General features: G+C 63.1%; 17 protein-coding genes. 2 read left to right on the top strand and 15 right to left on the bottom strand.

Translation table 11 applies throughout. The features are described from left to right. Nucleotides 1-2: 2 nt before the first annotated feature. From AC1DYJ_RS27675 to gcvA, 5 genes are all read right to left on the bottom strand, one after another. Nucleotides 3-875: a carbohydrate ABC transporter permease gene (locus tag AC1DYJ_RS27675; protein WP_477282940.1), complete on the bottom strand. Its 873-nt coding sequence runs from the start codon at nucleotides 873-875 to the stop codon at nucleotides 3-5. Nucleotides 876-994: 119 nt separating this feature from the next. Then, on the bottom strand, nucleotides 995-2,305 hold the full coding sequence (locus AC1DYJ_RS27670) for an ABC transporter substrate-binding protein (protein ID WP_477282938.1): 1,311 nt from the start codon (nucleotides 2,303-2,305) through the stop codon (nucleotides 995-997). Between the two features lie 250 nt (nucleotides 2,306-2,555). Further along, nucleotides 2,556-2,885: a hypothetical protein gene (locus AC1DYJ_RS27665; RefSeq protein ID WP_477282936.1), complete on the bottom strand. Its 330-nt coding sequence runs from the start codon at nucleotides 2,883-2,885 to the stop codon at nucleotides 2,556-2,558. Nucleotides 2,886-2,961: 76 nt separating this feature from the next. After that, nucleotides 2,962-3,192, bottom strand: a complete 231-nt coding sequence (locus AC1DYJ_RS27660) for a hypothetical protein (protein WP_477282935.1) — start codon at nucleotides 3,190-3,192, stop codon at nucleotides 2,962-2,964. Nucleotides 3,193-3,413: 221 nt separating this feature from the next. Beyond that, nucleotides 3,414-4,334, bottom strand: coding sequence for a transcriptional regulator GcvA (gene gcvA / locus AC1DYJ_RS27655; protein ID WP_477282933.1), 921 nt, complete (start codon nucleotides 4,332-4,334; stop codon nucleotides 3,414-3,416). A 110-nt stretch (nucleotides 4,335-4,444) separates the two neighbouring features. Between gcvA and AC1DYJ_RS27650 the strand changes: the two genes are divergently transcribed. Beyond that, entirely contained in the window at nucleotides 4,445-4,630 is a 186-nt protein-coding gene (locus tag AC1DYJ_RS27650) for a hypothetical protein (protein ID WP_477282931.1), read from the top strand. Between the two features lie 94 nt (nucleotides 4,631-4,724). Here the strand turns inward: AC1DYJ_RS27650 and AC1DYJ_RS27645 are convergent, their stop codons facing one another. Continuing rightward, entirely contained in the window at nucleotides 4,725-5,684 is a 960-nt protein-coding gene (locus AC1DYJ_RS27645) for a sugar-binding transcriptional regulator (protein WP_477282929.1), read from the bottom strand. Between the two features lie 222 nt (nucleotides 5,685-5,906). Here AC1DYJ_RS27645 and AC1DYJ_RS27640 point away from each other — a divergent pair, with 222 nt between their 5' ends. Then, on the top strand, nucleotides 5,907-6,539 hold the full coding sequence (locus tag AC1DYJ_RS27640) for an HAD family hydrolase (protein ID WP_477282927.1): 633 nt from the start codon (nucleotides 5,907-5,909) through the stop codon (nucleotides 6,537-6,539). 187 nt (nucleotides 6,540-6,726) lie between these two features. Here the strand turns inward: AC1DYJ_RS27640 and AC1DYJ_RS27635 are convergent, their stop codons facing one another. From AC1DYJ_RS27635 to ureC, 9 genes are all read right to left on the bottom strand, one after another. Next, the gene (locus AC1DYJ_RS27635; protein WP_477282925.1) at nucleotides 6,727-7,494 is read right to left on the bottom strand and encodes a class II aldolase and adducin N-terminal domain-containing protein; all 768 of its coding nucleotides are present in this window, start codon (nucleotides 7,492-7,494) and stop codon (nucleotides 6,727-6,729) included. Between the two features lie 65 nt (nucleotides 7,495-7,559). Next, complete coding sequence (gene ureG, locus AC1DYJ_RS27630; protein WP_477282923.1) at nucleotides 7,560-8,192, bottom strand: urease accessory protein UreG; 633 nt, start codon at nucleotides 8,190-8,192, stop codon at nucleotides 7,560-7,562. Continuing rightward, on the bottom strand, nucleotides 8,189-8,629 hold the full coding sequence (locus tag AC1DYJ_RS27625; protein ID WP_477282921.1) for a DUF3995 domain-containing protein: 441 nt from the start codon (nucleotides 8,627-8,629) through the stop codon (nucleotides 8,189-8,191). Before AC1DYJ_RS27625 ends, ureG begins: the two co-directional genes overlap by 4 nt. Further along, nucleotides 8,626-9,090 (bottom strand): hypothetical protein, encoded by a 465-nt coding sequence (locus tag AC1DYJ_RS27620; RefSeq protein WP_477282920.1) that lies wholly within the window; start codon nucleotides 9,088-9,090, stop codon nucleotides 8,626-8,628. Before AC1DYJ_RS27620 ends, AC1DYJ_RS27625 begins: the two co-directional genes overlap by 4 nt. Then, entirely contained in the window at nucleotides 9,087-9,758 is a 672-nt protein-coding gene (locus AC1DYJ_RS27615) for an urease accessory protein UreF (protein ID WP_477282918.1), read from the bottom strand. Before AC1DYJ_RS27615 ends, AC1DYJ_RS27620 begins: the two co-directional genes overlap by 4 nt. After that, nucleotides 9,751-10,341: an urease accessory protein UreE gene (gene ureE, locus AC1DYJ_RS27610; RefSeq protein ID WP_477282916.1), complete on the bottom strand. Its 591-nt coding sequence runs from the start codon at nucleotides 10,339-10,341 to the stop codon at nucleotides 9,751-9,753. Before ureE ends, AC1DYJ_RS27615 begins: the two co-directional genes overlap by 8 nt. Then, nucleotides 10,338-10,943, bottom strand: a complete 606-nt coding sequence (locus tag AC1DYJ_RS27605; protein ID WP_477282914.1) for a glutathione S-transferase family protein — start codon at nucleotides 10,941-10,943, stop codon at nucleotides 10,338-10,340. The genes ureE and AC1DYJ_RS27605 overlap by 4 nt, the downstream gene beginning before the upstream one ends. A gap of 43 nt (nucleotides 10,944-10,986) precedes the next feature. Beyond that, nucleotides 10,987-11,580, bottom strand: a complete 594-nt coding sequence (locus AC1DYJ_RS27600; RefSeq protein ID WP_477426315.1) for a hypothetical protein — start codon at nucleotides 11,578-11,580, stop codon at nucleotides 10,987-10,989. Between the two features lie 93 nt (nucleotides 11,581-11,673). Beyond that, on the bottom strand, nucleotides 11,674-13,386 hold the full coding sequence (gene ureC / locus AC1DYJ_RS27595) for an urease subunit alpha (protein ID WP_477282910.1): 1,713 nt from the start codon (nucleotides 13,384-13,386) through the stop codon (nucleotides 11,674-11,676). Between the last annotated feature and the right edge of the window lie 121 nt (nucleotides 13,387-13,507).

The raw sequence follows: 13,507 nt of genomic DNA, 5'->3' as shown, positions 1-13,507 counted from the left end.
CCTTACTTGTCCAGGTTCTTGCCGACCGCGCGCATGGCGAAGAAGGCGACGATGTTGGCGAGAATGACGGCGATGACACCGCCGGCGGATGCCTGGCCGATTTTGAACTCCAGCAATGCCTTCTGGTAGACGAGGAAGGGCAGGTTGGTCGAGGCGTAGCCGGGGCCGCCATTGGTGGTGACCAGGATCTCGGCATAGACCGACAGCAGGAAGATGGTCTGGATCAGGATGACGACGGTGATGGCGCGGGACATGTGCGGCAGCGTCAGATAGATGAAACGGCTGACGAAGCCGGCGCCATCCATCTCGGCGGCTTCCTTCTGCTCACCGTCGAGCGACTGCAGCGCGGTCAACAGGATCAGCGTGGCGAAAGGCAACCATTGCCAGGCGACGATGATGATGATCGCCATCATCGGATGCTGCCCAAACCAGTCGATCGGTTGAGCCCCGAAGAAGCGCGCAATGTCGGCGAAGACGCCGTATTGCGGGTGCATGATCATGTTCTTCCACACAAGCGCCGCCACCGGCGGCATGACGAAGAACGGCGAGATGACGAGGATGCGTACGATCCCCTGTCCCCACATCGGCTGATCGATCAAAAGTGCCAGCAGGATGCCGCCGATGACGGTGATCAGCAGCACGCTGCCCACCAGAACAAGCGTGTTGAGAATGGACTGCAGGAAGGCGGGGTTGGAATAGAACAGCGCGTAGTTGGAGAAGCCGACGAAGCCGTCGCGGATCGGATTGAGCGGATTGTACTGCTGGAAGGAGAACCACACGGTGATGACCAGCGGCACGATCATCCAGACGAACAGCAGCACCACGGATGGCGCCATCATGAAGCGGGCAAGCGAGCGGGTCTGCTGAGTAGCCATGACGGTCACCCTTCAAGGTCAGCCAAATTTTCAAGTGTGTGAAAGGGGCCGCCCGAACTGGGATTCGGGCGGCCGTTGCCGGCCAGGAAGGGGACCGGCAGTCGGCACCGGGAGGAGCCTTACTTGATATAACCGCCTTCGGTCATCGTTGCCGTGGCGGCGTCCTGGGCCTGCTTGAGCGCATCGTCGACGCTCGACTGGCCGGCAAGCGCCGCCGAGAACAGCTGGCCGACGGTGGTGCCGAGACCCTGGAACTCAGGGATGGCGACGAACTGGACGCCGACATAGGGCACCGGCTTGACGGTCGGATGCGTCGGGTCGGCGGCGTTGATGGAGTCCAGCGTCATCTTGGCGAACGGAGCCGCCTTCTGGTACTCGGCATTGGCGTAGAGCGAGGAGCGCGTGCCCGGAGGAACGTTGGCCCAGCCTTCCTTGGACGCGACGAGCTCGGCATAGTGCTTCGAGGTCGCCCAGGAGACGAACTTCTGAGCCGCATCAGCCTTCTGCGTACCGGCGGGAATGGCCAGAGACCATGCCCACAGCCAGTTGCCGCGTTTGCCCAGACCGTTGTCGGGAGCAAGAGCATAACCGACCTTGTCGGCGACAGTGGAAGCTTTCGGGTCAGAGACGAACGAGGCGGCAACGGTGGCGTCGATCCACATGCCGCACTTGCCCTGCTGGAACAGCGCCAGATTTTCGTTGAAGCCGTTGGACGAGGCGCCCTCAGGACCGTCGGCCTTCATCAGGTCGACGTAGAATTGCAGCGTGTTCTTCCATTCCGGCTGATCGAACTGCGGCTTCCAGTTCTCGTCGAACCAGCGAGCGCCGAAGGAGTTCGACATGGCGGTCAGGAAGGCCATGTTCTCGCCCCAGCCGGCCTTGCCGCGCAGGCAGACGCCGTTCACGCCATTGGCGCGGTCGGTCATCTTGTCGGCAGCCTGCTTGATGAAGTCCCAGGTCGGGGCATCGGGCATGGTCAGCCCAGCCTTCTCCATCAGGTCCTTGCGGTACATGACGAAGGAGCTTTCGCCGTAGAAGGGCGCGGCATAGAGCTTGCCGTCGACCGACAGGCCGCCGGCGATGGCCGGGATGATGTCCTTGGCGTCATAGTCGTCGCCGAGCTTGTCGAGCGGCAGCAGCCAGCTCTGCTTGGCCCAGATCGGAACCTCGTAGGTGCCGATGGTCATCACGTCATACTGGCCACCCTTGGTGGCGATGTCGGTGGTGACGCGCTCGCGTAGCACGTTCTCTTCGAGCGTGACCCAGTTGAGCGTGATGTCGGGGTTAGCCTTGGTGAAGTCGTCGGTCAGCTTCTGCATGCGGACCATATCGCCATTGTTGACGGTGGCGATGGTGATGGATTCGGCATGCGCGGCGAAAGCGAAAGCGCTGGCCGACAACAGGCCCAGAGTGAGCGTGCGAAGTTTCATCAAATTCCTCCCATGAACCAAGATGAGCATTTGCCTTGGTGTTGAGCAATTACTCACTCGGCATTAATTATGTCAAGACGGATTCGATGCTGCAGCGCAGCAAGCGCGGATGCCGCGCGCGCATTTAGAATGGGGTTTCAGCGGAGGATGTGAGGCCGTTGGCCGGAGCCGCAGGCGAAGAGGGATCAAAGCGGGCGCGGCTTTCGCCGACCGCGAGCCGCAAAAGGCACGCCATTCAGACCTTGGAGGTTCAGCCGGACGTCTGCTGCCCGGACAGCCGACCCTTCCGCCAGCGCAAGATTCTGGCGAGAGCTATGATCAACAACAAGGAGAGGACGAAAAAATACGCATAGATGACGATGGCCTCGGTGTAGTGAGCCGTCATTTGGCTATCCCGGCCGAACAACAGTCGGTTGATACCGTGATCCCTGACAATTTGGCCGACAATTCGGTACGAGCTGTCGAGCGGATACGCGACCACGTTCCTTAGCCATCGCGGTGCATGAAACAGGACGACAAGTCCAAACGGCGCAGCGACCAAGGCTGCCATCAGTGCCTGAAACAATCGCCACTTGAGCATCCCGCCAGGCCCTACGCTCGCCGAAGCCGTGAATGCTCTCCTTCATTCCAAGCTTTTTTGCGTCGAACGGGGACCCTCAGCCGTGAGCCGGGTAGCTTCCGACGGAATATTCGAAAACCCTGCCGTCGCGAATTTGCTTGGCCCTGGTCAGCGTTTCCGTCACCTTGATCCAGCTTGGCTCGTCTCTTCGAAGCGTAACTTCACGACCGATTGCCTTTATGGCAGCTTGAAATGGCGTAAATGCTTCAATCACGTGCGTCATGCGCACGGTGTTGTTTTCGACTTCTTCAACACGATAGACTTTCATCAGCCTGCCGATCGATCCCGTTTCCAATCTGCAAAGGATTGATCCTGTTCAACTGTGCCGCGACAAGCACAAGCCTACGCTAGGCAGGTGATATCGACAGCGTTTTTGTAAGGTTTGGTTAACCGCGTAGGCTTTGCCACGCCTGTCAGCCCACGAAAAAGCGAGAATTGTCGAGAATCTGTGGCTCGACCCCGGGGGACCCGACAGGAACCCTTGCCGAATCAGTCCGCGCCTTGAGCGCAGGCGATCTCGGCCAGGATCCAGTCGCGGAAGGCGCGGATCTTCGGCACGTTGCGGCGCGCAGTCGGATAGACCAGCCAATAGGCGTGGCCGTCGTCGCCGACCAGGTCGAAGGGCTGGATCAGGCGACCGGCGGCGAGCTCGGTCTTGAACAGCGCCGTGGTCAGGATCGCCACGCCATGGCCGGCGATCGCCGCATTCGCCTCATAGGCCTGCGCGCCCATGCTGGTGCCGGTGCGATTGGCAAGTTCATCCGCCGGCACGCCGGCCAGGGCGAACCATTCCCGCCACCAGATGTCGGTGGGATCGAGAATGGGCAGCTTGAACAGGTCGGCCGGCTCGTGGACGCCACCAATGGTGGCGGCGAGCGCCGGGCTGAGCACCGGCGTGAAATCGGCCTTGAACAGAAGGTGGGTTTCCACCCCCGGCCATTTGCCGCTGCCGGAGCGGATGGCGATGTCCATGTCCTCGCGGGCGAAATCGATGACCCTGTTCGAGGTATCGACGCGCACCGCCAGCGACGGATGCGACAGCTGGAAGGAGCCGAGATGCTGCGCCAGCCAGTTCGAGGCGAAGGTCAGCAGCGTCGACACGCAAAGCACGCCGTCGGCGCCGCCGCGCACGGCCGAATAGGCGCTGCTGATCAGACTGAACGCCTCGCTGACGGCGGGCGCCAGGCGCTGGCCGGGTTCGGTCAGCACGATCTGGCGCGGCTGGCGCAGGAACAGCGGCGAGCCGATGCGCTCTTCCAGCAGCTTGATCTGGTAGCTGGCGGCGGCCTGGGTCATGCCGAGCTCCTCCGCGGCCTTGGTGAAGGAGAGATGCCGCGCGACGGCTTCGAACACCCTGATGGCCTGCAGCGGCGGCAGTTGGGCGAGCTGTGGTGCCTTGAGTTCGGGCATAAGCCCTCCTTATGGGTCATGATCGACGTTTGATTGGTAGCCGGAGCCGATCAGACCGATATTTGGTGTCGACGATCCATCCAGTTCAAGCATAGCGGAGGCTGAAGATCATGACCACGGTGCAGCAAAAGCTTCATTCGACCCCAGCACAGAGCTGGTTTTCCGCGCTGGCGCACGAATTTTCAGCGCTGGTGAGCCGCAAGCGCGGTTACGTCGACGTCAGGGAATTGTCGCCGCATCTGCAGCGCGACATGGGTTTCCTCGATGGCAACGACGTTTGCGGGCGGCATAAATAGCCGTGCCGATTTTTATCGCCAAGCAGTCTTTGTCTTATGCATGTCGTGGTCTCAAAACCGGGGCCACTTTTGAGCGACATGCATTGATCGAGACTCAGGCGCCGTCGAGCAGGGCCGTGGCGGTCCGCTCGTCGGTGATGAGGCCATTGACCAGCCGCCGGTTCACAGCGGCCAGAATGCCCGGCAATTTGCGCTCGCCCATGGCCAGCGCAATGACCAGCGACTTTTCGCGTGACGGCAAAGCGGCCGACGACACACGGTCGTTGGTGATGCCCTCGATCATGCGGCCTTCCCGGTCGAACACCCAGCCGACGATCTCGGCAACGCCGCCGGCCTTTTGCAGCGCCTTCAATTCACTTTCCGAGATGAAGCCGTCCTCGTAGAGCGGCGCCTTGGGACCGAGATCGCCGATGCCGACAAAGGTGACGTCGGCTTCCGCGGCCAGCGCCAGCGTCGGTTGGATCATCGGCTGGGCAAGCAGCATTTCGCGCTCTTCGGGCGACGAGGCGATAACCGGCAGCGGCATCGGGAACGAGCGCGCCTTGACCCTGTCGGCCATGGTGAAGATGACGTTGTAGAAAGCGGCCGAACCGTCGGGCGAGATGTTGCCGGTCAACGACACCACCTTGTGCTGGGAGCATTCCATCGGCGGCAACTGCTCGATCGCCGCCTTCAGCGTGCGGCCGGTGCCGATGGCCATGACGATCGGCGTCGGCGACCTCAGCCGCCGCTCGATCTCGGCGGCGGCCGCCTCGGCAATGCCGATCGTGGTCGACGACGAGGTCGGGTCGCTCGGCACCACTTCGACCAGATCGAGCGCGAAGCGCGACCTCAACCGCGCGGCCAGGTCGAGGCAATTGGCAATCGGGTGGTCGACGCGCACCTTGATCAGCCCTTCCGAAACCGCCAGCGACACCAGCCGCTGCGCCGTCTGCCGGGAAATGCCGAGCGTAGTCGCGATCTGGTCCTGCGTGTTGCCGGCGACATAGTAAAGCCAGCCGGCGCGCGCCGCCTCGTCCAGCCTGTTGCTGCCGCTGTCCTGCCGCGAATTCAAGTCCGCCTCCAGCCCTGCCCCTTTGGCCCGCCCCCTTTGGGCGAAGCCCATAGTCTTGCAGGGATTGGCCCGGTGCGCAATTGTCTATGCGAAGGGCAATTGCTTACGCGGTAAAGTCGGCTCCGCCGGAGCAGCCGCCTCCGCCAAAATCGCCAGCAAACGGGTTCGACGGTTTATCTCCCGATACAAACGCTTTAAGGGGATCGGCAAAAGGAGCCTCGCATGACGCCGAAAGCGGTTTTCTGGGATATGGACGGCACGCTGGTCGACAGCGAGCCGCTGCATGAGGCCGCCCTGGTGGCGGCGCTGCGCAGCGTCGGCATCGCGCCGCCGGTCGACCTGCATGAGCGGGTGCTGGGCGTCGCCGCCGCGCCGGTCTACGACATGCTGCGCAGCGACTTCGGCCTCGACCTGCCCTTCGACGACTGGATCGTGCGCAAATACGACCACTACCTGCCGATGGCCGAGACGCTAAAGCCGCGCCCCGGCGCGATCGAAGTGTTCAACGAATTGCGCGCGCTTGGCGTGCAGCAGGCGGTGGTGTCCAATTCCGACCGGGTGATCGTCGACGCCAATCTCAGCGCCGTCGGCCTGATCTATCCCGGCATGCGCACGATCAGCCGCAACGATGTGCGCGAAGGCAAGCCGCACCCAGAACCCTTCCTGCGTGCCGCGTGGCTGGCCGGCGTCGATCCCGCGGACGCGGTGGCGGTCGACGATAGTGTCACCGGCGCAACATCAGGCCTGGCGGCGGGGATGCGGACGATCTTCTGGCCGGAAGCGCCGATGGCGGGACCGCCGGGTGCTGTTGTGATCAACAACGCGGAAGAGTTGCGGGCTCAGCTGGGTCTCTGAGAGGACCCCTTCTCCCCGTCACTATACGGGGAGAAGGTGCCGGCAGGCGGATGAGGGGCAGCGCTGACCTGGCGAAGCGTCGGCGTCCAGATGCTGATTTCTGAAACCTTGGCGCTGCCCCTCATTGTCCTGCCGGACATTTCTCCCCGTATAGTGACGGGGAGAAAGTGGCTGTGTTGATGGCCGCTCAGCTCCGGTAAACCGGCTCTTCCTCGTCGAGGATCGCCTTGAGCTCCGCCAGATGGCGCTCGGCCTGGCCGGGATAGTCGTCCATTTCACTCGCGGCCTTCTCGGCGATGGCGTCGGACAGCGTGCGCAGCGGACGGCCGGTCCACAGCGCCTTGATGTAGGTCTCGGCGGCGCGCTCGAAATAGAACATGCGGTTGAAGGCGTCGGCGACGGTATCGCCGATGACCATCACGCCGTGATTGCCCATCACCATCACCTTGACCTTCGGATCGGTGAGCAGTTGCGAGCAGCGCTCGCCCTCTTCCTCGAAAGCCAACCCGCCATAATGGGCGTCGACGACGTGGCGGTTGAAGAACATGGCCGAGTTCTGGTCGATCGGCGGCAGGGTCGAATCGGCCAGCGAGGCCAGCACGGTGGCGTGGATCGAATGCACATGCATGGCGCAGCGGGCATGCGGCACGTTGCGGTGGATGGCGCCATGCAGGCCCCAGGCCGTCGGGTCGGGCGCGTTGGGGCCGGTCCGCGTGTCGGGATCGTTGGCGTCGATCAGCAGCAGGTCGCTCGCCTTGATGCGTGAGAAATGCACCTGGTTGGGGTTCATCAGGAATTTGGTGCCGTCCTCGTTGACCGACAGCGAGAAATGATTGGCCACCGCCTCATGCATGTTCAGCCTTGCCGTCCAGCGGAAGGCGGCGGCGAGATCCACGCGCTCTTCGTAGTAGGGAAGGTTGGTCAGCGTTTCCTTCTGCAGGCGGGCGATGCTCATCTGAAAACCTCCGTTTTCGGGAGAATGCCGCGCCCAACCCCGGCCAGCAACCGATAAGTACTGGCTCAGGCGGCCGAGCGCGTCGATTGCAGCCCGCCGTGTTCGACGATGAAGTTAATGACCTCCTGCAGCCCTTTGCCGCGCGACAGATCGGTGAAGCCGAACGGACGCTTGCCGCGCATGCGGGCGGCGTCGCTCTCCATCACATCGAGATTGACGTTCACATAGGGCGCCAGATCGCTCTTGTTGATGACGAGGAAATCGGAGCGGGTGATCGCAGGTCCGCCCTTGCGCGGGATCTCCTCGCCCTGGCAGACCGAGATGACATAGAGGGTCAGGTCGGCAAGGTCGGGCGAGAAGGTGGCGGCGAGGTTGTCGCCGCCGGATTCGATGAAGACGATGTCGAGATCGGGGAATTTTTTGTTCAGCCCGGCGATCGCCTGCAGATTGATCGAGGCGTCCTCGCGGATGGCGGTGTGCGGGCAGCCGCCGGTCTCGACGCCGACGATGCGATCCTCGGGCAGCGCCTGCAGCCGAGCCAGCATCATGGCGTCTTCCTTGGTGTAGATGTCGTTGGTGACGACGGCGATGGAGAAATCGTCGCGCAGCGCCTTGCAGAGCTTTTCCGTCAGCGTCGTCTTTCCGGAGCCGACAGGACCGCCGATGCCGATGCGAAGAGGGCCGTTGGCCTGGGTCATGCCGAAAACTCCGTGATGGCGAGGATTGCGAAGCTGAGCCCGATCAGCAGGCACAGCGGCGAATAGAAGCTGGTATCGAGCCGGGCAAAAGGCTGTTCCGGCGCCAGCCGGCGCCACCAGGGCGTGAAGCCGGCAATGCCGCGGCCGAGGAAGACCAGCCCGATGAGCAGCGCTGTAGCGGCGAGGCCTTCCCTGGGAAAGGGCGAGGCAAAGACACCGGCGAGCGCCAATGGCCACAGCGTCGCCAGACACAGGCACGCGGCAACGGCAAAACAGGCAAACGGCGTCGGCATCTCATCGACGCCGCGAAAGCCGACGACAGCATGGGCGCAGGAAGCGCCGTCCCTACCCGGCCAGATGCCGCCAAGGCCCCAATAGGCATGCAGCGCAGTGATCAGCAGCAGGACGGCAGAGAGGGCGAAGGCGAGCGTGGTCATGAATGCAAACCCGAAGCGGGCATGTCTTTTCTGCCGGAGAAGAAAATCCAGCCACCACGGTCATCGCCATGGTCAAGCCAGAACCGCAGTGTGGCGCAGCCCGCGAAACGAATTTCAACGGCCTGACGGGATCCGCGAAAGATCGTCCTGACCACCTCTTTGCCGATAAACCATTCAATTTCCCTGGCAATTCGACGCGGGTTATCCGACCAGCGCAGGCTGTATCCGTTAGGACCACGCAACTCCCAGACGGCCGAGGCCAGAAAGAGATCGCACGCCGCACGGTCGAAGTAGCCCGTGCGGCGTTTGCCCGTCCGGTGCTTTGCGTAGCGGCGTGGCTTGGTCGCGCCGAATCCTATGTTGATGGTCGATCCGGTCGAATGCCCTACCACACTGATCGGCAACCGGCGAATGCCGTTGAAAGCCTCAATGAGACGAAGCCTGTTCGTGCCAGCGCTCATGAACGAAACAGCCTTGAATATTGCGTCTCGTGTTTCATCGCCATGACGTCGGAGACGAAGCCGCAGCCGCCGAGATCGTCAGGCGTCGAGCCGGCCGCCCGCGCCGCGGTCGCCAGCGCCAGCGGCTCGAAGCCGGCGAGCAGGGCCGTCGCTCCGTTCTGGCCGACGACGCCGAGCCGGATCGCAGCCTGGACGAGGTTGGAGAAGAAGGCCTGCAGGAAAGCGGACAGCGCATCCTGAAGCGCGATGCCGTTGCCGCCGGCAACTGCGCCGACGGCGACGCAGTAGGCGCATTCAGCCGGCAAGCGGCCCAGCACCGGATTGGGCCAGGCCGAAGCCGCTTTGAGGAAGGCAGCACCTTGCAGCATGGTTTCGGTGTGGCGCTCCTGCGAGCCGGCCAGCGCTTCGGCGAGATCGGCAATTTCATCGAGGTTGCCGCCGTCGCGGGCGCGGCGCCATGCCTCGGCAAACAGCACAGCGTCGTTCCAGCCAGAGCCCATCTCGACCAGTGTTTCCAGCCAGCCGGCGAGGCTTTCGCTGTCGGCGACCAACCCATCATGCACGGCGCGCTCGAGGCCGTGGCTGTAGGAGAAGCCGCCGACCGGAAAGACCGGCGAGAGCCACGCCATCAGCCGCAACAGAGCGATGCCGGACGGTTGATCAGTCATGATCGTGGTGATGCCCGTCATGGGAATGGCTGTGGGAATGCGATTCGCTATGTGAGTGAGAGTGCGCCTCGGCGTGGCCGTGTGCATGCGCTTCGGCATGCGCGTGACCATGATCGTGGCCGCCGGAATAGGCGCCGCGCACCGGCTTGAACGGCTCGGAGACCTCGCGCACCGTGGCGCCGAGTCCTTCCAGCATCGCCTTGATGACATGGTCGCGCAGGATCAGGATGCGGCCGGGCTCGATGGCTGCCGCCAGATGCCGGTTGCCGATATGCCAGGCAAGCTCGGTCAGGTGCACGCCATCGCGGGCGCGGATGTCGTAGACCTCTTCGGGTGCCGCGGTAATTTCGATATGGCTGCCGTCTTCCAGCACCAGCCGGTCGCCATCGTTCAAGGTCACAGGCTCGGGCAGGTCGACCAACACCTTGCTGCCGTCGGCAAGTTCGATGGCGCGGCGGCGCAGGTGGCGCTCGTCATGAGGCAGAACGGCTCGGCCGGATGGCGTAGCGGCGGCTTTGCCGGCAGGCAGCACCGAGACGGCGCGTGGAAATTTGGTGAAGTCAGTGTTGAGGTTGAGTTTCATCGCATGGCTCCACCATTGGCTTGCGCCCGCGCACGGGCAGGCCGCGCCAAGACGCGGTCGAAATAGGCGTTGACCCGCTCGGACTCGATCGGGAATTTGCCGGCACGAGCCCAGTTTCCCATGTCGCCGAGCAGCACGTCGACGGCGGAAAACCGGCCGCCGAGCGCAAACAGCTTGTCGCCCAGCCGGCGGTCCAGCGCCTTGATCTCGGAGGCGAAATCGTAGACGGCGGCAGGGCCGACATCGACCCGAACTTCCCTCGGCAGCAGGAAGCGGTGGCGCAATTTGTTCCACAGCGGCGCCTCGAACTCCGACTGGGCGAAATGCATCCAGGAATCCATCTCGGCGCGGCCGGCGAGGCCGGGATTGGCGCCCATGCCTTTGTCGGCATGCTTGTCGGCGAGATAGACGCAGATCGCCGCCGAATCGGTCACCGTCAGCTCGCCGTCGATCAGCACCGGCACCTTGCCGGACGGGTTGAGCGCATAGGCTTCGGGCGAGCGCAGTTTGACCTCGACGAATTCATAGGACTGCCCGAGTTCCTCGAGCATCCACAGAACCCGGCTGACGCGGGAGCCACGCGATCCGATGGCCTTGTACATGGTTGAACCCTCTTTCCGCGTGACCCTAAACCATAGCCCCTGCTCAGACGATGGTGTCGAAGAGCCGCAGGATGAACGAGACCTGGTAGATCAGCGTGCCGACGACAAAGGCGATGTGAAAGCGGCGGTCGCGCACCAGGATGGCGGCAATGCACAGCACGACGAAGATCGGCGTTCGGAACAGATATTCGTTGCCATAGCGAGCGAAATGCTCGGGACCTTTGAGCAGCGTGTCGATCACGTCGAGCAGATAGGTCGTCGCCAGCAGGCCGAAGAACCAGCCGCGGCGCGAGTAGAAGAAGTCCTCGTAGCTGGTGTAGTCGAGCATCGAATCCGGAAACAGCAGCGCGCATAGCAGGAACAGCGTGATGGCGTAGAAGATCAGGAACAGATACTTGCCGAAGGTCCAGGTCTCGATGGTGTAGAGGCCGAACTCCCACCACCAGAAATGCACGAGCAGCAACAGCATGGACGCGACCCAGGCGAGGTGCACGGAATAGAGCCTGTATTGGCCGGGATGCTGGACGATGCGGGCGAGCCCTGACAGAAGCCTGGTGACGCCAAGCCCGATCACCATGCCCATGACGATGCGGATATGCGGGAAGATGTCGTGGGCGGACGCTATTTCGGTGGCCATGCCTGATCACTATGCCGCTTGTCGTGGGCAGCATATTGCGGCGTTGGAATGCCAGCCGCAACGCATTTTGCCCGATCGGTCGGATTGCCGGCGTCAGAACAGAAAATACCGCTGCGCCATCGGCAGCACGGTTGCCGGCTCGCAGGTGAGCAACTCGCCGTCGGCGCGAACCTCATAGGTTTCGGGGTCGACCTCGACATGCGGCGTGGCGTCGTTGAGGATCATCGAGTGCTTGCCTATGCCGCCACGGGTGTTTTCGACCGCGACGAACTGCTTGTCGACGCCAAGCCGGCCATGCAGGCCGGACTCCAGCGCGGCCTTCGAAACGAAGGTCACCGACGAGTTGGTCCTGGCCTTGCCATAGGCGCCGAACATCGGCCGGTAATGCATCGGCTGCGGCGTCGGGATCGAGGCGTTGGGGTCGCCCATCGGGGCGGCGGCGATCATGCCGCCGATCAGCACCATGTCCGGCTTGACGCCGAAGAAGGCCGGGTTCCACAGCACCAGATCGGCGCGCTTGCCGACGGCGATCGAGCCTATGTCCTTCGACAGGCCATGCGCGATGGCGGGGTTGATGGTGTATTTGGCGATATAGCGGCGGACGCGGAAATTGTCGTTGTTGCCGGTTTCCTGCGGCAGCGAACCGCGCTGGCGCTTCATCTTGTCTGCGGTCTGCCAGGTGCGGATCGCCACCTCGCCGACACGGCCCATGGCCTGGCTGTCCGACGAGATAATCGAGAAGGCGCCGATGTCGTGCAAAATGTCTTCCGCCGCGATGGTTTCCTTGCGGATGCGGCTTTCGGCGAAGGCGATGTCCTCGGGAATCGACGGCGACAGATGGTGGCAGACCATCAGCATATCGAGGTGCTCGGCCAGCGTGTTGACGGTGTAGGGCCGGGTCGGGTTGGTCGAGGACGGAATGACGTTGGGCAGGCCGCAGACCTTGATGATGTCGGGTGCATGGCCGCCGCCGGCGCCCTCGGTGTGGAAGGCGTGGATGGTGCGGCCCTTGATCGCCGCCACCGTGTTTTCGACAAAGCCGGATTCGTTCAGCGTGTCGGTGTGGATCATCACCTGCACGTCGTAGTCGTCGGCGACCGACAGGCAGCAGTCGATGGCCGCCGGCGTCGTGCCCCAATCCTCATGCAGCTTCAGCGAACAGGCGCCGCCCAGCACCATTTCCTCCAGCGCCGCCGGCAGCGAGGCGTTGCCTTTGCCCGACAGGCCGATGTTCATCGGAAAGGCGTCGAAGGACTGGATCATGCGCGCCATGTGCCATGGGCCCGGTGTGCAGGTGGTGGCCAGCGTGCCATGCGCCGGGCCGGTGCCGCCACCGAGCATGGTGGTGATGCCCGACATCAGCGCCTCGTCGATCTGCTGCGGGCAGATGAAGTGGATATGCGCGTCAAAGCCGCCGGCGGTGAGGATCTTGCCCTCGCCAGCGATGATCTCGGTGCCGGGGCCGATGATGATGGTGACGCCATCCTGCGTGTCAGGATTGCCGGCCTTGCCGATGGCAGCGATACGACCATCCCTGAGGCCGATATCGGCCTTGAAGATGCCAGCCGAGGCATCGATCACCAGCGCGTTGGTGATGACGGTGTCGACCGCGCCCTGCGCGCGAGAAACCTGGCTCTGGCCCATGCCGTCGCGAATGACCTTGCCGCCGCCGAATTTTACTTCCTCGCCATGGATGGTGAGGTCCTTTTCGACCTCGATGAACAATTCGGTGTCGGCCAGGCGGACCTTGTCGCCGACCGTCGGACCGTACATCTGCGCATAGGCGGCGCGGGTAATTCTAGCCATCAGTCAATGCTCCCCAAACGCAATCCGGCCGCAGCCGAACTCCACATCGCCGCCATCCAATGGTCATGCAATGACCCGCTCGGCGACACCTTCTGATCCCATTTGGCCGTTGAGGTGGGCG

This window comes from Mesorhizobium sp. P2_B11 (genome assembly GCF_056404855.1).
This window is presented reverse-complemented; position numbering and strand designations above follow the sequence as displayed.

Excerpts from the sequence above, each read along its gene's own strand:
- AC1DYJ_RS27650 (WP_477282931.1), top strand. The coding sequence starts at position 4,445 with ATGACCACGGTGCAGCAAAAGCTTCATTCGACCCCAGCACAGAGCTGG.
- AC1DYJ_RS27635 (WP_477282925.1), bottom strand. The coding sequence starts at position 7,494 with ATGAGCATCGCCCGCCTGCAGAAGGAAACGCTGACCAACCTTCCCTAC.
- AC1DYJ_RS27600 (WP_477426315.1), bottom strand. The coding sequence starts at position 11,580 with ATGGCCACCGAAATAGCGTCCGCCCACGACATCTTCCCGCATATCCGC.
- AC1DYJ_RS27665 (WP_477282936.1), bottom strand. The coding sequence starts at position 2,885 with ATGCTCAAGTGGCGATTGTTTCAGGCACTGATGGCAGCCTTGGTCGCT.
- ureG (WP_477282923.1), bottom strand. The coding sequence starts at position 8,192 with ATGACCCAGGCCAACGGCCCTCTTCGCATCGGCATCGGCGGTCCTGTC.
- AC1DYJ_RS27640 (WP_477282927.1), top strand. The coding sequence starts at position 5,907 with ATGACGCCGAAAGCGGTTTTCTGGGATATGGACGGCACGCTGGTCGAC.
- AC1DYJ_RS27615 (WP_477282918.1), bottom strand. The coding sequence starts at position 9,758 with ATGACTGATCAACCGTCCGGCATCGCTCTGTTGCGGCTGATGGCGTGG.
- AC1DYJ_RS27670 (WP_477282938.1), bottom strand. The coding sequence starts at position 2,305 with ATGAAACTTCGCACGCTCACTCTGGGCCTGTTGTCGGCCAGCGCTTTC.
- AC1DYJ_RS27660 (WP_477282935.1), bottom strand. The coding sequence starts at position 3,192 with ATGAAAGTCTATCGTGTTGAAGAAGTCGAAAACAACACCGTGCGCATG.
- AC1DYJ_RS27625 (WP_477282921.1), bottom strand. The coding sequence starts at position 8,629 with ATGACCACGCTCGCCTTCGCCCTCTCTGCCGTCCTGCTGCTGATCACT.
- AC1DYJ_RS27620 (WP_477282920.1), bottom strand. The coding sequence starts at position 9,090 with ATGAGCGCTGGCACGAACAGGCTTCGTCTCATTGAGGCTTTCAACGGC.
- AC1DYJ_RS27605 (WP_477282914.1), bottom strand. The coding sequence starts at position 10,943 with ATGTACAAGGCCATCGGATCGCGTGGCTCCCGCGTCAGCCGGGTTCTG.
- ureC (WP_477282910.1), bottom strand. The coding sequence starts at position 13,386 with ATGGCTAGAATTACCCGCGCCGCCTATGCGCAGATGTACGGTCCGACG.
- ureE (WP_477282916.1), bottom strand. The coding sequence starts at position 10,341 with ATGAAACTCAACCTCAACACTGACTTCACCAAATTTCCACGCGCCGTC.
- gcvA (WP_477282933.1), bottom strand. The coding sequence starts at position 4,334 with ATGCCCGAACTCAAGGCACCACAGCTCGCCCAACTGCCGCCGCTGCAG.
- AC1DYJ_RS27675 (WP_477282940.1), bottom strand. The coding sequence starts at position 875 with ATGGCTACTCAGCAGACCCGCTCGCTTGCCCGCTTCATGATGGCGCCA.